The organism is Brevundimonas huaxiensis (assembly GCF_014218725.1).
Classification (GTDB): domain Bacteria; phylum Pseudomonadota; class Alphaproteobacteria; order Caulobacterales; family Caulobacteraceae; genus Brevundimonas; species Brevundimonas huaxiensis.
Genome location: NZ_JABBJE010000001.1, coordinates 731,803 through 751,653 on the forward strand (window position 1 = coordinate 731,803; position 19,851 = coordinate 751,653).

Annotated in this window: 16 protein-coding genes; 9 read left to right on the plus strand and 7 right to left on the minus strand. The window is 65.4% G+C overall.

Going from position 1 to position 19,851, the window contains the following annotated elements; all coding sequences use genetic code 11:
* Positions 1 to 157: 157 nt before the first annotated feature.
* The 6 genes from lepB to recO are packed head-to-tail and all read left to right on the plus strand — an operon-like array spanning position 158 to position 5,109.
* Positions 158 to 946, plus strand: coding sequence for a signal peptidase I (gene lepB / locus HF680_RS03730; protein ID WP_235968860.1), 789 nt, complete (start codon positions 158 to 160; stop codon positions 944 to 946).
* Positions 946 to 1,656: a ribonuclease III gene (rnc, locus tag HF680_RS03735; RefSeq protein ID WP_185224097.1), complete on the plus strand. Its 711-nt coding sequence runs from the start codon at positions 946 to 948 to the stop codon at positions 1,654 to 1,656. Before lepB ends, rnc begins: the two co-directional genes overlap by 1 nt.
* Complete coding sequence (gene era / locus HF680_RS03740) at positions 1,653 to 2,600, plus strand: GTPase Era (protein WP_017503839.1); 948 nt, start codon at positions 1,653 to 1,655, stop codon at positions 2,598 to 2,600. Before rnc ends, era begins: the two co-directional genes overlap by 4 nt.
* A 15-nt stretch (positions 2,601 to 2,615) precedes the next feature.
* Entirely contained in the window at positions 2,616 to 3,854 is a 1,239-nt protein-coding gene (locus HF680_RS03745) for a serine hydrolase domain-containing protein (protein ID WP_317133984.1), read from the plus strand.
* A gap of 47 nt (positions 3,855 to 3,901) precedes the next feature.
* Positions 3,902 to 4,378 carry a nuclear transport factor 2 family protein gene (locus tag HF680_RS03750; RefSeq protein WP_185224099.1) on the plus strand — a complete coding sequence of 159 codons (477 nt, stop codon included), beginning with the start codon at positions 3,902 to 3,904 and terminating at the stop codon, positions 4,376 to 4,378.
* Entirely contained in the window at positions 4,378 to 5,109 is a 732-nt protein-coding gene (gene recO / locus HF680_RS03755; protein ID WP_185224100.1) for a DNA repair protein RecO, read from the plus strand. Before HF680_RS03750 ends, recO begins: the two co-directional genes overlap by 1 nt.
* On the opposite strand, the gene HF680_RS03760 is transcribed toward recO, so the two are convergent.
* The gene (locus HF680_RS03760; protein ID WP_317133985.1) at positions 5,106 to 6,878 is read right to left on the minus strand and encodes a cytochrome c biogenesis protein DipZ; all 1,773 of its coding nucleotides are present in this window, start codon (positions 6,876 to 6,878) and stop codon (positions 5,106 to 5,108) included. The genes recO and HF680_RS03760 overlap by 4 nt on opposite strands.
* Positions 6,879 to 6,981: 103 nt before the next feature.
* On the opposite strand from HF680_RS03760, the gene parC reads away from it, so the two are divergent.
* Complete coding sequence (gene parC, locus HF680_RS03765) at positions 6,982 to 9,183, plus strand: DNA topoisomerase IV subunit A (protein WP_185224101.1); 2,202 nt, start codon at positions 6,982 to 6,984, stop codon at positions 9,181 to 9,183.
* 18 nt (positions 9,184 to 9,201) lie between these two features.
* Here the strand turns inward: parC and HF680_RS03770 are convergent, their stop codons facing one another.
* The 4 genes from HF680_RS03770 to metC are packed head-to-tail and all read right to left on the minus strand — an operon-like array spanning position 9,202 to position 15,267.
* Positions 9,202 to 10,614 carry an FAD-binding oxidoreductase gene (locus HF680_RS03770; RefSeq protein ID WP_045810832.1) on the minus strand — a complete coding sequence of 471 codons (1,413 nt, stop codon included), beginning with the start codon at positions 10,612 to 10,614 and terminating at the stop codon, positions 9,202 to 9,204.
* Positions 10,615 to 10,662: 48 nt separating this feature from the next.
* Positions 10,663 to 12,744, minus strand: a complete 2,082-nt coding sequence (locus tag HF680_RS03775) for a DNA topoisomerase IV subunit B (RefSeq protein ID WP_185224102.1) — start codon at positions 12,742 to 12,744, stop codon at positions 10,663 to 10,665.
* Complete coding sequence (locus HF680_RS03780) at positions 12,719 to 14,065, minus strand: O-antigen ligase family protein (protein WP_185224103.1); 1,347 nt, start codon at positions 14,063 to 14,065, stop codon at positions 12,719 to 12,721. The genes HF680_RS03775 and HF680_RS03780 overlap by 26 nt, the downstream gene beginning before the upstream one ends.
* A 23-nt stretch (positions 14,066 to 14,088) precedes the next feature.
* Positions 14,089 to 15,267 carry a cystathionine beta-lyase gene (gene metC / locus HF680_RS03785; RefSeq protein WP_185224104.1) on the minus strand — a complete coding sequence of 393 codons (1,179 nt, stop codon included), beginning with the start codon at positions 15,265 to 15,267 and terminating at the stop codon, positions 14,089 to 14,091.
* Positions 15,268 to 15,371: 104 nt separating this feature from the next.
* Between metC and HF680_RS03790 the strand changes: the two genes are divergently transcribed.
* Entirely contained in the window at positions 15,372 to 16,439 is a 1,068-nt protein-coding gene (locus HF680_RS03790) for an amino acid ABC transporter substrate-binding protein (protein WP_205195906.1), read from the plus strand.
* Positions 16,440 to 16,472: 33 nt separating this feature from the next.
* Positions 16,473 to 17,798 carry a dicarboxylate/amino acid:cation symporter gene (locus HF680_RS03795; protein ID WP_185224105.1) on the plus strand — a complete coding sequence of 442 codons (1,326 nt, stop codon included), beginning with the start codon at positions 16,473 to 16,475 and terminating at the stop codon, positions 17,796 to 17,798.
* Between the two features lie 2 nt (positions 17,799 to 17,800).
* Here the strand turns inward: HF680_RS03795 and sseA are convergent, their stop codons facing one another.
* Positions 17,801 to 18,625 (minus strand): 3-mercaptopyruvate sulfurtransferase, encoded by an 825-nt coding sequence (sseA, locus tag HF680_RS03800; protein WP_045810837.1) that lies wholly within the window; start codon positions 18,623 to 18,625, stop codon positions 17,801 to 17,803.
* Positions 18,622 to 19,842: an SAM-dependent methyltransferase gene (locus tag HF680_RS03805; RefSeq protein WP_045810838.1), complete on the minus strand. Its 1,221-nt coding sequence runs from the start codon at positions 19,840 to 19,842 to the stop codon at positions 18,622 to 18,624. Before HF680_RS03805 ends, sseA begins: the two co-directional genes overlap by 4 nt.
* Positions 19,843 to 19,851: the final 9 nt, after the last annotated feature.

Sequence of the window (19,851 nt, forward strand, 5' to 3'; positions counted from 1 at the left end):
GGTTATAGGCGTGCGCGATGACCGCGCGGACGCGGCGAGGATGCCTGATCGCATGAGCGAAGACCAAAAGCCCGACGACGCCAATCGCGACGCCACCCCCGAAGAACGATTTGCGGCCTCGGAGGCGGACGCTCCGGTCAAGTCGGTTCAGGAGCCGATGACAGCGAACCATAAGGTCTATGCCAAGACGCCCAAGCGCGGCGACAAGGCGGCTTCGGCGGCCAGCGAGACCGGCGAAATCTTCAAGACCATCGTCTTCGCCCTGCTGATCGCGATGGTGCTGCGCATCTTCCTGTTCCAGCCCTTCACCATCCCTTCGGCCTCCATGGAGCCGAATCTGTACGAAGGCGACTACATCGTCGTCTCCAAGTGGTCGTACGGCTTTTCCAAGCACTCGATCCCGTTCAGCCCGCCGCTGTTCGACGGGCGGATCATGGGTTCGGCGCCCAAGCGCGGCGACATCGTCGTGTTCAAACTGCCGCGCGACAACAAGACCGACTTCATCAAGCGCGTGATCGGCCTGCCCGGCGACCGCATCCAGATGATCGCCAACAAGCTGTATATCAACGACAAGCCTGTGCAGGACGTCGTGGTCAGCGAGCAGGAAATCAACGACATCTTCGGGCCGCGTCCTGTGACGGAGGTTCGCGAGACCCTGCCGGAAGGCAAGAGCTTCATGACCCAGGACTTCGGTCCCGGAAACGATCTGGACGACACCCCAGTCTATGAAGTCCCGGCCGGTCACTATTTCATGATGGGCGACAACCGCGACAACTCGATCGACAGCCGTGTCGAACAGTCCAGCGGCGTGGGCATGGTCCCGGCCGAGAATCTGGTCGGCAAGGCGCAGATCATCCTGTTCTCGTGGAAGCCCGGTTCGTCGTTCGTGAAGCCCTGGACTTGGTTGAACGTGCGGCTCGACCGGTTCTTCAACGTCCTGCACTGATGGCCAATCTGAGAGCCGAAGCGGTCGCGGCGCTGGAAACGCGCCTGGGACACAGGTTCAAGGACAAGGCCCTGCTGGAGCGCGCCCTGACCCACGCTAGCGTGGGCGAGGGCGCGCCGGTCGGCATCCACGGTCCACGCGACAACGAGCGGCTGGAGTTCCTGGGCGACCGGGTGCTGGGTCTGCTGGTCGCCGAGCACCTGTCGGCGCAGTTTCCGACGGCGGACGAAGGCCAACTCTCGTCCAGCCTGCACGCCCTGGTCAACAAGGGCGCCTGCGCCCGCGTCGGTGAGGCGCTGGGCGTGGGGCCGGCGCTGCGGCTCTCGCCCGGCGAGACCAAGACCGGCGGGCGTCGCAAGGCCGGCGTCATCGCCGATGCGGTCGAGGCCATACTGGCGGCCGTCTATCTGGACGGCGGGCTGGATGCTGCAAAGTCTGTGTTCGAACGGGCCTGGTCCGACGAATTGTCGGCGCCGCCGTCCCGCACCGTGACCAATCCGAAATCGGCGCTTCAGGAGTGGGCGCAAGGGTTGGGGCGGCCGCTGCCGACCTATCGCGTCGCCGATCGGACGGGTTCGGATCATGCGCCGACATTCACCGTCGAAGTGTCCGTGCAGGACGTGCAGCCCTTGACCGCGCAAGGGCGTTCGCGTCAGGAGGCGGAGAAGGCGGCCGCAACGGCTCTCCTCAAACGTGAAGGCGTCATTTGACCGATATCGAAAACCAGCGCGCAGGATTCGCTGCCATCATCGGCGCGCCCAACGCCGGCAAGTCCACGCTGGTGAACCGGCTGACCGGATCCAAGGTCTCGATCGTCACGCAAAAGGTGCAGACGACACGCTTTCCGGTGCGCGGCATCGCGATGGAAGGCGACGCCCAGATCGTGCTGGTGGACACGCCCGGCATCTTCACGCCCCGACGTCGCCTGGACCGGGCCATGGTCGCCTCAGCCTGGGGCGGCGCGGAAGATGCGGACATCGTCGTTCACCTGATCGACGCCCAGTCGCACATCAATGCCGAAGGCCGTGAGGGCACGGCGGCCGATCGTCGCTCGGCCGAGGACACCGAGACCATCATCGCCAACCTGCAGGCCACCGGGACCAAGGTCGTTCTGGCGTTGAACAAGATCGACGGCATGCGCCGCGACACCCTGCTGGCGCTGTCGCAGAAGCTGTTCGAAAGCGGCGTCTATTCCGAGGTCTATATGATCTCAGCGGCCAACGGCGACGGCGTCGAGGATCTGAAGCAGCGTCTCGCTCTTTCCATGCCCAAGGGGCCGTGGCTGTATCCCGAGGATCAGGCCGCTGATGTGCCGGTCCGGGTTCTGGCGGCCGAGATCACGCGCGAGAAAGTCTATCTGCGCGTCCATGAGGAGCTGCCTTATTCTGCGGCGGTGGAGACCACCAGTTTCGAGGACCGCGCCGACGGCTCGGCCCGGATCGAACAGACCATCTATGTCGAGCGCGAGAGCCAGCGGCCCATCGTGCTGGGCAAAGGCGGCCAGACCCTGAAGTGGATCGGCCAGAAGGCGCGCGAGGAGCTGAATGAAATCCTCGGCCGTCAGGTGCACCTGTTCCTGACCGTCAAGGTCGATCCGAAGTGGCAGGACAGCCGCGCCCTCTACGCCCAGTTCGGTCTGGATTTCGACGTCTGAGTTCCTGTGTTTGATGTGCCGCGTACCGCCGGGGGGCATCCCCGGCTCGTTCTAGGCGTCCTCGGGGCGCTGATCCTTGGCGGCGCGGTCTGGGGCGGCATCGCCATGGCTGTGGCCCCCAAGACCGATGTGGAACTGGCGACCGAGCGCGCCGATGCGCCGCCACGCCCCCCCGTCGTCGTGGTTCAGGACCTCCCGCAACTGGCGGCGCGCTTGGATCGCGAGGCCGCTTCAGGTCGCTTCATGGGCGCGGTTCTGGTAGCCAAGCGCGACAAGGTCCTGTTCCGCCAAGTCTATGGCAAGGCGAACTATGAGCAGAATCAACCGCTGGCGCTGGGCTCACGTTTCCGGCTGGCCTCGATCTCCAAACAGTTCACGGCGACGGCGATCCTGAAGCTTCAAGACGAGGGCAAGCTCAACGTCTCTGATCCGGTTTGCAAATGGATCCAGCCCTGTCCGCAAGCCTGGGCGCCCATCCGCATCAGCCATCTTCTGTCGCATACGTCGGGCATTCCCGACCTGATGGCGCGGCCCGGTTGGGGCATGCGCCGCACGACGCCGGCGACGCTGGACGAACTGACTGAGGATTCAAAGCGGTTCGGTCTTCAGTTCGAGCCCGGCGCCAAGGTTCAGTACGACAATGCCGGTTTCAATCTGGCGGCCGCTATCGTCGAAAAGGCTAGCGGCAAGCCCTTCCAGACCTATATGCGCGAGACCTTCTTCAAGCCTCTCGGTATGAAGGATAGCGGGCTTGATCTCGATGGCGGCGATCACGGCGTCATCATGGGATACGCCAACTTCCCCGGCGGCCTTGCGGCCCAGCCGAACGCCAACACCTCGATCGTGGCGGGCGCCGGCGCGGTCTATTCGACGCTGGACGATCTGCTGGTCTGGCAGAGGGCGCTGCACCGCGGCGGTCTGCTGACGCCCGCCAGCTATCAGCAGATGCTGGCCGACCATGCGCCGGCCGACACCAAGCCGAACGAGCGCAGCCATCCGCGTCGGGACTGGGGTTTCGGCATCTTCGCCAACCGCCTGGGCGATCAGGTGCGACCCAGCTTCCAGGACCGCCAGATTTATCACACCGGCAGTTGGGGCGGATTCCGCAACCTGATGCTCTATCAGCCGGACGCCGACGTGACGGTGATCGTGCTGTCCAACAACTATCACCTGCGTGACCAGGTTTTCTTGATCAGTCAGCAGGCGATGGCCGAAGCCTTGGGTCACGAGTTTCCGACGACACTGGCGCGCTGAGGCGTCCGACTGTTTCCCGGCGAGGAGAACAGGAGTAGAACAGGACCATGATCGCTCTTCTTGCCGCTCTTGTCCTTTCCGCTTCGTCGACGCAGGCTGCGGGCGATCCCGTTGTCGAGGCTGGCGCCGTACTCGATCGAATGCACGCGGCGGCCTCGCGTGCGGACGGCGAGGCCTATTTCGATCTGTTTACGCCTGACGCCCGGTTCATCGGCACGGATGCGACCGAGCGCTGGTCGCTGACTGAGTTTCGCGCCTACGCCACGCCCTATTTCTCGCAAGGCAAAGGCTGGACCTATCGCCCGCATGACCGGGTGGCGACCCTGGCGCCGGGCGATTGCCGCTGCATCGTCTGGTTCGATGAGCAGCTGGACAACGACGCCTACGGCCTGACGCGAGGCTCAGGCGTGCTGCGGCTGACCGACAATGGCTGGAAGATCGAGCAATATGTGCTGAGTTTCACCGTGCCGAACGATAAGGCCAAGGGCGTGGTCGGGGTGATCGCTCAAGGTCCGGCGGACTGATGGACTTCCACGAAGAGGCGTTCGTCCTGTCGGCGCGCAGTCACGGCGACACGGGCGCCGTGGTCGATCTGCTGACCGAGAGCCACGGCCGACGTTCGGCCTATGTGGCTGGCGGCGCGTCACGCAAGATGAAGCCATTCCTGCAGGCGGGCGCGCGGGTCGTGGCCGATTACCGCGCCCGCACCTCGGATCACCTCGGCGCGGTACGACTGGAGCCGGTAGGCGAGGGGCCCAGCGCCCTGTTCGACGACGCCCTGGCGCTGACCGGGCTGGCGGCGGCGGCGGGCGTGACCCAAGGCGCGTTGCCGGAGCGTGAGCCGCATCCCGGCGTCTTTCTGGCGTTCGAGGCGCTGATGGCGGCGTTCGAAATGCCTGCGGTCTGGCCTGCGATCTTCGTGCGGTTCGAAGCCGGCCTGCTTGAGGATCTGGGCTTCGGCTTGGACCTGTCGAAATGCGCCGCGACCGGCACGGCCGACGACTTGATCTACGTCAGTCCTCGCACCGGCCGGGCGGTCAGCCGCGACGCCGGCGCCCCCTATGCTGACAAGATGCTGACCCTGCCGCCCTTCATGCTGGGCGCCCAATCCGGTCTGATCGAGGGCGACGTCCGGGCCGGGTTCGACCTGACGGGGCATTTCCTGGAGCAGTTCGTCTTCCACCCGCAGAACAAGCCCCTGCCGCCCGCGCGCGTGTGGATGCTGGACAAGCTGGGCGACGCCGGCCGCCTCTAGCCGAAGGTGAAGGCGAAGACCTGAACGCCGGGATCCAGGAACTCGATCTCGAACGTCCGTTCGCGCACCGCGCCCGTCTGCCGGACCAGTTGGTACAGTCGCTCGCCGTCGACCCGGCCGAAGCCCTGGGCGTCGATGTCGCTGCCGGCGTTCGCGCCCGGCGCCGCGCCATCGATCCGGACACGGAAGCGGACGGGTGCGCCCGGCTTGCTGGGCCCCATGACCAGATGGAGATCGCGCGCCTTGAAACGGAAGGCGATACGGCCGCCGGCCGCCTGCAGGTCGGCATGCTCACGCGTCATACGCCAGCGGCCCGACAGGCTCCAATCGTTCAGCTTCAGCGGCGCGGCGACATAGTCCTTGATCACATCGTTGGCCAGGCCGCCGGGCGAGCGGAAGTTCTCGGCGCGGCCATAGCCGACGTAGGTCTCCGGCGATTCGACCCGGGCCATGTCGGCGGCGGCCTCTGCGCCCTCAGCCTGAACTGTGACGACATTGCTGGCGACGTTCGCTGCGCCCGCCTCCTTCAAAAGTTGCTGGATGACGCGTTCGGAGCCCGCATAGTCCCCTTCGCCGAAGTGGTGGTGACGGATCTGTCCTTTTGCGTCGATGAAGTAGTGCGCGGGCCAGTACTGGTTCTTGAACGCCCGCCAGATGGCGAACTCATTGTCCATGGCGACCGGATAGGTGATGCCGAGGCGCTGGATGTTCTGGCGGACGTTGGCCTCGGCTTTCTCGAAGGCGAATTCGGGTGTGTGCACGCCGATCACCACCAGACCTTGATCCTTATACTTCTCAGCCCAGGCGCGGACGTACGGGATGGAGCGGATGCAGTTGATGCAGGAGTAGGTCCAGAAATCGACGACAACCACCTTGCCCTTCAACTGCTCGGTCGTGAGCGGCGGGGTGTTGATCCAGGTCGTCGCCCCGGTCAGCGGCGGCATCACCCCCTCGACCGGCAGATTGGCCAGATCGGCCGGCGCCCGATTCGTCGGCATGCCGCGCCCGATCCCGCCCAGCAACGCCTGTTCGATCCGGCCCGTGCTGGCGGCCGAAATCCGGGTCAACACTCCCGTGTCCGCACCCAGGCCAATCACGACCACGCCGATCAGCACCAGAACGCCCAGACCGCGCCGCACCCATTCGCCGACGCCCAACGCGCCCTTCATGGCCTTGAACACGCGACCGCCCACCAGAAGGGCCAGGCCGAGCGATGTCGCCGCGCCTGCCGCATAGGCCAGTAGCAGAACCGTCGTTCCGACGCCTGCGCCCTGAAGCGCGGCGCCCGTCAGGATCACGCCCAGAATGGGTCCGGCGCACGGCGCCCAGAGCAGCCCCGTCGCGACGCCGAGCAGCATCGACGAGCGCACGTCACCCTGATCTCCCCCCAGATTGCTGGCTTGGCGCTCGGCGCGATCCGTCAGCCAGGACCCGGCCGCCACGAACGGCCGCATCAGCCGATCGCCGACGGCCGGAAACAGCAGGCTGACGCCCAGCACCGCCATGACGGCCAGGGCGATCCAGCGCCCCACCTCATTGGCCCGCACCGCCCAGCCCCCGCCCAGCGCCGCCAGCGTCGCCACGCCCGCAAAGGTCACGGCCATCCCGACCAACAACGGCAGACCATTGCGGATGAACGGCCGATCCGCTCGCGCGAAGACGAAGGGCAGAACCGGCAGGATGCAGGGACTGACGATGGTCAGAACGCCGGCGAGATAGGACAGCAGGAACAGGATCATGGCGCGGCCTGACGAGGGTGTGTCTCTCACATACGCACGGCGGAGCGGTTTGGTGACTCCCCAGCGCGCTTATCCCCCAATCTGGCGCCTTACGGGCTAGACTTCCCGCTTCCGATCCCCGATTCGCAGAGCCATGACGATCCACGCCCCGCCGCCGGAAGGCGGCCGCATCATCGACGAGCCGATGGAGACGGCGCTCAGCCGCCGCTATCTGGCCTACGCCCTGTCGACCATTACGAACCGCGCGCTGCCGGACGTCCGTGACGGGTTCAAGCCCGTGCACCGGCGCATCCTCTACGCCATGCATCAGATGCGGCTGAACCCGCAGGCGGCGGCGCGCAAATGCGCCAAGGTCGTCGGCGAGGTTATGGGCGGATATCACCCCCACGGTGACGCCTCGATCTACGAGGCTCTGGTGCGCCTGGCTCAGGATTTCGCCCAGCGTTACCCGTTGGTCGACGGTCAGGGGAACTTCGGCAATATCGACGGCGATAGCGCCGCGGCCATGCGCTACACCGAGTGCAAGCTGACGCCGGCCGCCGTGTTGCTGCTCGATGGCATCGATCAGGACGCCGTCGATTTCCGGCCCACCTATGACGATCAGGACGAAGAGCCGATCGTCCTGCCCGCGGGCTTCCCGAATCTTCTGGCCAATGGCTCGTCGGGTATCGCGGTCGGCATGGCCACCTCGATCCCGCCGCACAATGTCGGCGAACTGATCGACGCCTGCCAACTCCTGCTGGAGCGTCCCGACGCGACGACCGAGGACTTGGTCCAGCATGTGCCCGGCCCCGACTTCCCGACCGGGGGCGTAGCGGTTGAGGGTCATGCCTCGATCCTGGACGCCTATGAGACGGGGCGGGGAGGCGTGCGCCTTCGCGCGCGCTGGGAGACCGAAGATCGGGGTCGCGGCGTGTGGCGGATCATTGTCACCGAAATGCCCTATCAGGTGCAGAAGTCGCGCCTGATCGAGGCGCTGGCGGACCTGATCGAGCACAAGAAGGCGCCTCTGCTGGGCGATGTGCGCGACGAGTCGGCCGAAGACATCCGCCTGATCCTGGAGCCCAAGAACCGCACCATCGAGCCTGAAATGCTGATGGAAAGCCTGTTCAAGCTGTCCGATCTGGAGGTCCGCTTCCCGATCAACATGAACGTGCTGGACGCCAGCGGCACGCCGCGCGTCATGGGTCTGAAAGACTGCCTGCGCGCCTTCCTGGATCACCGGCGTGAGGTGCTGAACCGTCGTTCGCAATGGCGGATTGAGCGGGTCGAAAAGCGCCTGCACCTGCTGGAAGGCCTGCGCATCGTCTTCCTCAACCTGGACGAGGTGATCCGTATTGTCCGCGAGGAGGAGCAGCCGAAGGCTGTCCTGATCGCGCGGTTCGGCCTGACGGAGGTTCAGGCCGACTTCATCCTCGACACCCGGCTGCGTCAGTTGGCGCGTCTGGAAGAGATGACGATCGAAAAGGAATTCAATGCGCTGTCGGAGGAACTTGCTAATCTGAAGGCGCTGACGTCGTCTGAAGGCAAGCAATGGAAGGCGATCTCCAAGGAGCTGGAGGCCGTGCGCAAGGCGCTGATCTCGCCGCGCCGGACCACGATCGCCGAGGCGGTGGACACGTCCGCCTTCGTCGCGCCCGAGGCCTTCATTCCGCGCGAGGCGATCACCGTCATCCTGTCGGAACGCGGTTGGATCCGCGCCGCCAAGGGCAAGATCGAGGATCCGTCAGAGCTGAAGTTCAAGGAAGGCGACCAACTCGCCTACCTCGTGCCCGCCTATACGACCGACAAGCTGCTGGTGGCGGCGTCGGACGGGCGCATCTTCACTATCGGCGCGGACAAGTTGGCCTCCGGCCGCGGCCATGGCGAGCCGCTGCGCCTGATGATCGATCTGGACGAGAAGGCCGAGATCATCAACGTCCTGGCCCACCAGCCAGGCGGCAAGCTGCTGATCGCATCAAAGGCCGGATACGGCTTCATCGCGCCGGAAGATGACACCTTGGCTCAGAAGCGCGGCGGCAAGCAGGTGCTGAACGGCGAAATGCTGGCGGTGCTGCGGGTAACCGGCGATCACGTCGCGACGATCGGCGAGAACATCAAGACCCTGATCTTCCCGCTCGCCGAACTGCCCGAGATGGGGCGCGGCAAGGGCGTGAAGCTGCAAAGCTTCAAACAGGGCGGCCTCGCCGATATCTCGGTCTTCAACGCTGAGAACGGGCCGGAATGGGCCGACGGCGGCGGCCGTCGTCGAAACTGGCCGGACTGGAAAGACTGGCTTGGCAAACGCGCCGGCGCGGGTCGCCAAGGACCGCGAGGCCTGCGGAAGTTCAGATAGATGGATCGCCCGTCGGTTCTAGAACAGGACCGACGGGTTCATGATCCGCCTGGGATCGATGGCGCGGCGGATGGCGGCCATGGTTTCGATCTCGAGAGGGGACTTGTAGCGCTTGACCTCTTCGGTCTTCAGCCGGCCCAACCCGTGTTCGGCGGAGATGGAGCCGTCATAGGTTCCGACAACGTCGTGAACCACTTGCGAGCCTTCCTTCCAGCGCCCGATGAAGGTGGGGATGTCCTGACCGACGCCGGGCAAGATGTCGTAGTGCAGATTGCCGTCGCCGACGTGGCCGAAGACCGAGATGCGGGTGCCGGGGTGGAAGCGTTCGACGGCGGCTGAGGCCTCGTCGATGAATTCCGCGATGCGGCTGATCGGGACGGAGACGTCGTGTTTCCAGCCGCCGCCCTCGGGCTTGAGCGCCGCCGAGTGTTCTTCTCGCAGACGCCAGAAGGCGGCGCGCTGAGCGTCGTTCTGGGCGATGGCGGCGTCAGTGATCAGGCCATGCTCGAAGGCGACCTCCAGCAGGGCCTCCATCTGGGCCTCGGCGCCGCCGGGCGTGCCGGAGGCGATCTCGATCAGAACGTACCAGTCGGGCGTCGTGTCGAGCGGTTCGCGGGTGTCGGGGATGTTCTTGAGCACCAATTCCATGCCGAGGCGCTTCATCAGTTCGAAGGCTTCGACCCCACCGCCCGTCTCGGCCTTGGCGCGCGCGAGCAGTTCGACCGAGGCGGCGGCGGTTTCCAGTCCGACCACCGCGACGGCGCGCGAACGCATGATGGGGAACAGCTTCAGGCTGGCGGCGGTCACGACGCCCAGTGTGCCCTCGGCGCCGATCATCAGCTGTTTCAGGTCGTAGCCGGTGTTGTCCTTACGCAGTCGCTTCAGCCCCCGGTAGATTTCGCCATTGGGCATGACCGCCTCGAGGCCCAGCACCAGGTCGCGCATCATTCCGTAACGCAGCACTTGGGTGCCGCCGGCGTTGGTGGAGATGACTCCGCCGATGGTGGCCGAGCCTTCAGCCGCCAGGCTGAGCGGAAAGTAGCGGCCCGACGCCGTCGCCGTCTGTTGCGCCTCGAGCAAAGTCAGGCCCGCCTCGACCGTCATGGCGTCGTCCAAGGCAGTGACGTCGCGAACGGTCCGCATCTTCTTCAGCGACAGCAGGACTTCGCCAAAGGGCACTTGCCCGCCGACCAGGCCCGTGCCGCCGCCTTGGGGCGTAATCGCGACGCCCTCGCGCGCGCATATCGTCACGGCACGCGCGACCTCTTCCGTCGAACGTGGGGTCAGCAGGATCGGCGTGTCGCCGGTCCAGCGATTGCGCCATTCGGTCAGATGCGGCGCGATGACATCCGGGTCCTGGGTCCAGCCGCCCGGACCGAGCGCGGCCTTCAGTTCGTCAAGCACGGCGGTGGAGGGAGCGGGCGTCTGCATGCCCCCTTTTGTCAGGCGTCGCCGTGCGTTGGAAGGGCCGCGAGGCCGTTAGACGTCGAGTTCTTCTTTCACGAACTGGGCGTTTTCCTGAATGAACTGGAAGCGCGCGTCGGCGCGCTTGCCCATCAGGCGTTCGACCAAATCCTCGATGCTGGCCTCGGCGTCGGGCACCGTAATGCGGGCCAGTGTGCGTTTCTTGGGATCCATGGTGGTCTCCTTCAGTTGGGAGGCCATCATTTCGCCCAGGCCCTTGAACCGGCCGATCTCGGTTTTCTTGCCCTTGAAGACCGTCGCCAGCAGTTCGTCGCGGTGGGCGTCGTCACGGGCGTATTCGCTCAGAGGCCCGGCGCTGATGCGATAGAGCGGCGGCAGGGCCATGAAGACCCGGCCCTGGCGGATCGTCTCGGGCATGACGCGATAGAAGAAGGTGATGAGCAGGGCCGCGATGTGGGCGCCGTCCACGTCGGCGTCGGTCATGATGACGATCCGCTCGTAGCGCAGGTCATCGATGTTGAACCGGTTGCCGGGCTGGACGCCCAAGGCCAGGGCCAAGTCGGACAGTTCGACGTTGGCGCGCAGCTTGTCGGCGGTGGCGGAGGCGACGTTCAGGATCTTGCCGCGCAGGGGCAGGATCGCCTGGGTCGTGCGGTCGCGCGCCTGTTTGGCCGAGCCGCCGGCCGAATCGCCTTCGACGATGAAGAGTTCGGTGCCCTCAGCGGCCTGACGGGAGCAGTCGGACAGTTTCCCGGGCAGGCGCAGCTTGCGGGTGGCGGCGCGCTGGACCTCCTTGTCCTTGCGGCGGCGCAAGCGCTCTTCGGCCCGGTCGATGACGTAACCGAGCAGGGCGTTGGCCTGTTTCGGGCTCTCGGTCAGCCAGTGGTCCAGAGGGTCGCGCAGCAACTGCTCTACGATGCGCGCGCCCTCGGGCGAGGACAGACGGTCCTTGGTCTGGCCCTGGAACTCGGGATTGCGGATGAAGACGCTGATCAGGGCGCCGGCATTGGCGATGACGTCCTCGGCCGTGATGACTGAGGCGCGTTTCTCATTGGTCAGTTCGCCATAGGCCTTCAGCCCCTTGACCAAGGCGGCGCGGAACCCGGCTTCGTGCGTGCCGCCGTCGGGGGTGGAGACGGTGTTGCAGTAGGACTGGATGAAGCCGTCCGCCTCGCCGAAACCGACGGGCGACCAGGTGACGGCCCATTCGAAGGCGCCCGCTTCGCCTTGACGCTCGGCGCGGCCGGCGAAGGTGGGGGTGACGGTTTCCAGTTGACCGATGCGGTCGGCCAGAGCGTCGGCCAGGCCGCCTGGGAAGTGCAGACTAGCCTGGGCCGGCGTGGCGTCAGTGATCCGCTCTGATGCGCAGGTCCACCGGATTTCGACGCCGCGGAACAGATAGGCTTTTGACCGTGCCATGCGGAAGAGGCGCGCCGGCTTGAAAGCCGCTCCCATGCCGAAGATTTCGTCGTCGGGCTTGAACCGGATCAGGGTGCCGCGCTTTTTTGACGGGCCGATCTGCTGGATCGGAGCCAGGACGTGACCGCGGCTGAAGGCCTGTTTCCATTCGAAACCGTCGCGCCAGACTGTGACCTCGACGCTTTCGCTCAGAGCGTTGACGACCGAGACGCCAACGCCGTGCAAACCGCCAGAAGTTTCATAGGCTTTGCCGGAAAACTTGCCGCCGGAGTGCAGGACCGTCATGACGACTTCCAGCGCCGACTTGCCGGGATGCTTCGGATGCGGGTCGACCGGAATGCCGCGACCGTCATCACGCACCGAAAGATATCCCTCGGCGTCCAGATCGACGGTGATCAGCTTGGCATGTTTCGCCACCGCTTCGTCCATGGCGTTGTCCAGGACTTCGGCGAAAAGGTGGTGCAGGGCGCGCTCGTCGGTGCCGCCGATATACATGCCGGGGCGTTTGCGAACGGGTTCCAGCCCTTCCAGCACCTCGATGGAGGAGGCGGAATAGCCGGTGGCGGCCGCCGTCGTGGCCGTAGCTTGAACGGGAGGCGGCGCGGGCGTTGAGACAACAGCGGGCGCAGCTGCAGGCGGGGTCGCCACAACTGGCTTGGGCGGCTCGGGTTTGCGAGCTTCGGGTTCGTCGTCAAAAGCGAAGAGGTCGGCGGCCATTCACGTAGTCTGAGGCGATTCGGGACCGGGTCTGGTAGGCCCGTGACGCCTGTCGAGCAAGCGGCGCACGAACCGGGGCCGGATCAAAGGTCACGGCGCGGGCCATAATCGCGAGCATCAGGATCCACGGCAGATTAGCGTGGGTCAGCAGGACGCTCTCCGAAAGGCTTAGGGCCGTGAAGACCGCCAGATAGGCGACGCTCCAGTAGCCTTCGCGCGCACCGAGCCCGTTCGTGCGCGCGACGACGAAGATCGCAGAGATCGCCATAACGGCGCCCACAGCCACCGCACCGGGCCAGCCCAGCTGCACGAGCAGATCGATCCAGCCGTTGTGAGCGGAAGGCACGGGCCACTGGGTCTCGATGCGGATTTCGCGCGCCGGGATCGAGTCCACGCCCCAGAAGGCGCTGAAGCCGTATCCGGTCCAAGGGCGCTCTGCGACCTTCCGCATCAAGGCTTCCCAGATCAGCGTGCGGCCTGTCAGCGACGGGTCCTTGCCCAATGCCTCCAGGATCGCGGCGGAATCGGAGTTCCACAGCCAGGTCGCGCCGGCCGCAATGATGACGGCAAGCCAGATGCCGATGACGGTGATCACCGCGCCGCCTTGTTTCAACGTCCACCACCCCCCGATCATGCCCAGGCCCAGGCCCCAGCACAGAAGCGATGTCTTGGATTGGGTGGCGAGCACCAGGAGCGTGGTCAGGCCTAATGTCAGCAGGCAGATCCAGATCCGGTGGCTGCGTCCGGCGATATGATCGGCCGCCAGGGTCGCTGCGGCGGAAACGGCGCCCACCACCATGACCAGCCCCATCTGGTTCTTCTCATACCAGAGGCCGCGCCACAGGCCGGCGTTGTCGAACTGGTGCACCCCGACCTTGGGATAGCCGAAAACCATGATCAGGCTGCCGACCGCCATCACCAAACAGGTGTACATCAGGACTCGCGGCAGGGCGTCGTCACGGAAGCGGGCGCCCAGATAGATGGCGAAGGCGCTGTTGATTGCCATGGCGATGACGCGGCGCTCCGTGACCTCGGGGTCGATGGACCAGTATTTCGAGACGAAACACATTATGACGAGGGCGAACATCATCAGCCATGCCGGCCAGGCGCGGATGACCTTGTCGAAGCGAAAGACGATCAGGCCGGCGATGACGGCGTAGACCGGCAGCCAGATGAACCGCAGGATCGGCGTCTCGACCTGGGTCGGCGCGATGACGGGCGCGATCAGGGCGCCAGTCAGCATAAAGGCGACGAAGCCAGCCGCCCACTGTTCCCACAGCGGCGGCGAATCATCTGGGGTCTGAACGGGCGGTTCGCGCACGGGCGCACAGTCCTTTGCGGCGCTTAAGGAACCGTGAGTGCGGCGGTGAAGGCGGCGAGGCCCTGCTCCAGATCGGCGATGAGGTCCGCAGGATCTTCAAGACCGACATGCAGTCGGATCAGTTCGCCCTCAAGCACGGGCGGATCGTTGCGGTAGGCCATCTGATGGGTTTCGTGAGTGATCAGGCTCTCGAACCCGCCCCAGGAATAGCCAAGGCCGAACAGGGTCAGGGCGTTCAGCAACGCCTCGCCCGCCGCCCTGTCGCCGCCCTTCATGACCACACCCATCAAGGACGCGGCGCCGGTGAAATCTCGCCGCCACAGATCATGGCCGATCGAGCCGGGCAGGGGCGGGTAGAGGACGCGTGACACTTCGGGCCGGGCTTGCAGCCATTCCGCCAAGATCAAGCCTGATCGTGCCTGTTCGGCATAGCGCAGCGGCAAGGTCCGCAGGCCGCGCAGCGCCAGCCAGGCGTCGTCGGGGGACACATGCCAGCCGAGATCCTCGATCGTGTCGCCGATGGCGCGCAGGCAGGCGGGGTTGTTTGAAGCGATACCGCCCATCAGCACATCCGAATGGCCGCCGACATATTTGGTCACGGCCTGAACACTGACGTCCACGCCATGGGCCAGCGGACGATAGGCCAGACCGGCGGCCCAGGTATTGTCGACCACCGTCAGGACGCCTCGTGCACGGCAGGCCTGGGCCACGGCGGCGACATCGACCATCTCGAATGTGAGAGAGGCCGGCGACTCCATCAGCACCAGCCGCGTGCGTTCGCCAATAGCGGCCAGAACAGTCTGCGCATCTGCGTCTGCGGGCAAAAAGCGGGTCGTGATGCCGCGGGTCGATTGATACCGGCTAAGGAACCGGCGCGTCGGACCATAGACGGCGTCTGTCGTGATCACCTCGTCGCCCGGTCTCAAAAGCGCCAACAGCGGAACCGTGACGGCCGCAAGGCCCGAGGGAACCAGAAAGGCGTCCTTTGCCCCCTCAAGGTCGGCCAGGGCGCGGCGAAGATCGCGGGCGGCGCTGCCGCCGCTGAGACCATAGGTCGGGCCGTCGGTCTCGTCGCGCATGACGGCCGCGCTGTCGCTCAACATCGTCGAGGCGCGTTCGATCGGCGGATTGACGCCGCGCCGGCCCTGGCCGCGTCGCGTGGCGGCGGCGATCAGGCGGGTGCGGTCCGAAAGCGGCGACATAGCCTCTCCGATGGGTTGCGGATCGGCCCCTAAAGGCCTCTAAAGCCAGCGGGGCGCAAGCGGCGAGGAATAGGAACGCGATGCGGTGCTGGACGATCGGAGCGATGGCCGTTGTGCTGATGACGACGGCTTGCGGGCGCAAGGACGCCAGCCCGGCGCCGGAAGCCAGCCCTGCCGCGCCCGCGCAAGCGTCATCGACGGCGGTTGCGAAAAGCCCGACGCTGGCCGCCATCAAACGCCGGGGTCGCCTGAATTGCGGCGTGCATCAGGGATTGGTCGGCTTCGCCTATACCGACAATCGCGGCCAGTGGCGCGGCTTCGACGTGGACTTCTGTCGCGCGACGGCGGCGGCGGTGCTGGGCGATGCCGATGCGGTGCGGTTCGTGCCTCTGTCGGCGTCGGATCGCTTCACGGCGCTCAACGACGGCCGGATCGACGTGCTTTGGCGCAACTCGTCCTGGACCATGAGCCGCGACGCGGGTGAAGGCTTCGTGTTCGCCGGCATCAACTATTACGACGGCCAGGGCTTTCTGGTCCGGCGTTCGCTGAACCTGAACAGCGCCACCGAACTGACAGGCGCGCGGGTGTGCGTTCAGTCGGGTTCGACGTCCCAGGCCAACGCCGCCGACTATTTCCGGTCTCGCGGCATCGAATATCGGCCGGTCGTATTCGAGACGGAGGAAGCGGCGCGCGACGCCTATGGTCGCGAGGACTGCGATGCCTTCAGCGCCGACATCTCCGCCCTGGCCGCCGCGCGGACCGTGCTGACCAACCCCAACGAACATGTGATCCTGTCCGATGTCGCGTCCAAGGAGCCGCTGGGGCCGGTGGTCAAGTCGGGCGACGAGCGCTGGGCCTCGACCGTCCGTTGGACCCTGAACGCCCTGATGCTGGCCGAAGAGCTCGGCGTCACCAAGGCCAATGCCGACGATCAGTTTAAGACCGCGACCGACCCGCGTGTCCGGCGTTTATTGGGCGCCGAGGGCGAGTTCGGTCCCATGCTGGGGCTGTCCGACGATTGGGCCAAGGACGCGATCGAAGCCGTCGGGAACTATGGCGAGATTTTCGAGCGAAATCTGGGATCGCAATCGGCGCTCGACCTGGCGCGCGGTTTGAACGCACAATGGAACGCGCGCCCGGCCGGCTTGATCTATGGCCTGCCGATCCGATAAGCGCCGACGCTTGCATCGCTTCCTGGGGGACAGATGACCGAGACGAAACGCGGCGGCCTTGCGCTGCACTGGCTGATGTTGATCGGTTTCGCGGTCGGCCTGATCGGGGGATTGCTGGTCAATCTGGCGGTGGGGGCCGATGCAGCCTGGGTGGTCTGGCTGACGGACAACGTGACCGGGCCGATCGGTCAGATCTTCCTGCGCCTGCTGTTCATGATGGTGATCCCGCTGCTGTTCTCGGCCCTGGTTGTCGGGGTGGCGGAGATGGGCGATCTCAGCTCGCTGGGGCGAGCAGGGATCAAGACGCTGCTTCTGACGGTTGTGGTGTCCAGCATTGCGGTGGTCATCGGTTTGGTGATGGTCAACGTCTTCCAGCCCGGGCGAGGTGTCGATCCGGCGGTGGCTCAGCAGCTGTTGGAGCAGGGCAAGGACGGCGCCGCCAGCATCGTTCAGACAGGCCGCGACAGCTCGATCCAGTTGGGCGATTTCTTCCTGGATCTGGTGCCGTCGAACGCGGTTACCGCAGCGGCGGAGAACGCGATCCTTCCGCTGATGATTTTCGCCCTGTTCTTCGGCATCGGTCTGGTCATGGCCAAAAGCCCGGCGACGGACCGTCTGCAGGAAGTGATCCAGGGGATCTTCGAGGTCTCGATGACCCTGATCAACCTGTTCATCAGACTGGCGCCGCTGGCCATCGCCTGTCTGATGTTCAACCTGGCGGCGCTGTTCGGTTGGGACCTGTTGGTGCGCCTGGCGGCCTTCGTCGGCGTCGCGGTCGGCGCGATGGCGATCCATATGTTCGTGGTCTATCCGCTCGTAATCTGGCTGGCGGCCGGCCGCTCGCCCATCGCCTTCTTCAAGGGTGTGCGCGAGCCGATGGTGGTGGCCTTCTCGACCGCCTCGTCCAACGCGTCTCTGCCGGTGTCGCTCAAAGCGGCTGAGGAGCAGTTGCACCTGCCGCGCAAGATCGCGCGTTTCGTCCTGACGGTCGGCGCCACCGCCAACCAGAACGGCACGGCCCTGTTCGAGGGCGTGACAGTGCTGTTCCTGGCCCAGTTCTTCGGCATCGACCTGACGATCACGCAGCAGGTCGTGGTCATGCTGGTCTGCATTTTGGGCGGAATTGGCACGGCGGGCGTGCCGGCCGGTTCGCTGCCGGTCGTGGCGATGATCCTGGTGATGGTGAAGGTGCCGCCCGAAGGCATCGGCCTGATCCTTGGCGTCGATCGCTTCCTGGACATGTGCCGCACGACTTTGAACGTTACGGGCGACTTGGTTTTGGCCACCGTCGTTTCGCGTGGCGAGGAAGACGAACCGGCCGACGCCGACGACGTCTTCCCCGCGGCGCCGCCGGCCTGATCTTAGCCGGTTTCGACGGGGGTGTCCGTTCGGGCGCCCCATTCGGCCCAGGAACCGTCATAAAGCCGTGACGAACGGCCGAGTTCGGCCAGGCCTAGCGTCAGTATGGCGGCGGTCACTCCGGATCCGCAGGTGGTGATGACAGGTCGGTTGATATCCACGCCGGCGTCTGCAAAGGCCTCCTCCAAGGCCGCGCCACGCTTCATCGTGCCGTCGTCGTTTAGCAATCGGCCATAAGGGAGGTTGCACGCGCCGGGCATATGGCCGCTGCGAACACCGGGGCGAGGTTCGGGCGCTGCGCCGTCGAATCGGGGTGCGCCGCGCGCGTCGACGACCTGAGCATCCTGGGCCAAGGCCGCGCGCACATCATCCAACGAGGCGACGGCATCGGTCGCCATCTCGGCATGGAAGTCCGTCGCATCCGCTACCGAATGCCCGTGGACGGTCGGCAGGCCGTCGTCACGCCAGCGCGGCAGGCCGCCGTCGAGCACCTGAACCCTCTTCGCGCCCATCGTCTTCAGCATCCACCAGACGCGCGCCGCCGAGAACAATCCGGTGGTATCATAGACGACGATCTGGTCGTCGACGGAGAGGCCCAGCGCCCCGACCGAAGCCCCGAAGGCCTCTGGCGTCGGCATCATGTGGGGCAGGGGGCTGTCTCGAGCCGATATGGCGTCCAGATCGAAAAATACGGCGCCAAGGATATGGGTCTGTTCAAAATCGGCGCGCGCGTCGCGGCCGTCCAGGTGCCAGCTGCCATCGACGATCCGCAAGTCCGGCGCGCCCAATCTCGCGGCGAGGTCTGTCGTCGAAATCAGCGGGCTCATGGGCGAGACAGGCTCAGTTGGATCACGTCAGTGCGGCGAGAGCGGAAACCGGCTTCGCAATAGGCCAGATAGAAGCGCCAGAGCCGCCGGAATCGTTCGTCAAAGCCGGAAAGCTTGCTGATCTCGTTCCAGGACGCCTGGAAACGCTCATCCCAAAGCTTAAGCGTCGCAGCGTAGTCGAGGCCGAACCGTTCTACCGACTGCCAGGACAGTCCGGCTTTCGACACGACCGGCGCCAGCCGGTCTTCGGAGGGGAGCATGCCGCCGGGGAAGACGTACTTCTGGATGAAATCCGTCCGGGCATTGTATTCATCGAAAAGGTCGTCCTTGATCGTGATGATCTGCAACCCGGCCTTACCGCCAGGTTTAAGGACGTCGTGGACCTTGCCGAAGTAAGCGGGCCAATACTCCATGCCCACAGCCTCGAACATCTCGATGGACGCCACCCGATCAAATCGACCCTGCACATCGCGGTAGTCGATCAGCTGAATATCGGCGCGGTCGCTCACACCCGCGTTGAACATGCGCTGGCGAGCGAAATCATGCTGCTCTTTGGAGATCGTGATCCCGGTGATCTTGGCGCCGATCTCGCGCGCTGCGAACTCGGCGAAGCCGCCCCAGCCGCAGCCGATTTCCAGCACTGACATTCCTGCCCGAAGATCCATCATTCGGGCCAAGGCGGCGTATTTCTCACGTTGCGCCGTCTCCAGAGCCTCACCATCACGGCTGAAGCGGGCCGATGAATAGGTCATCGTCCCGTCCAGCCACTGGGAATAGAAGGCATTGCCCAGATCGTAGTGGGCGTGGATGTTCTTCTTCGAGCCGGTCTTGCTGTTACGATTGGTGCGGTGGCTCAGCCAGTTGACCACCCACATGATCAGATTGCCGTCGAACAGGCGCCGGATGTGATCGTAGTTGTCCACTAGGGTTTCAAGCAGGGCGGCCAAGTTCGGACTGTCCCACTCGCCTGCGATATAGCCTTCGGCGAAGCCGATATCGCCGGCCGCCAGCACGCGGCGTGCGAACTGGTAGTCGCGCACGGTCATCATGCCGCTGGGGCCCGGCTGCTTGCCTTGAAGCACATGGGTCTCGCCATTGGGCAGTTGCACCGTCAAGCGGCCGAAGGTCCAGTTGGCGGCCAGAAGCCGCAGCAACATGGCGAACACGCGCGGTGTTCGGCTGGCGACGGCTTCGATATCGGCGTGTGCGACGCTCATCTTTTGACT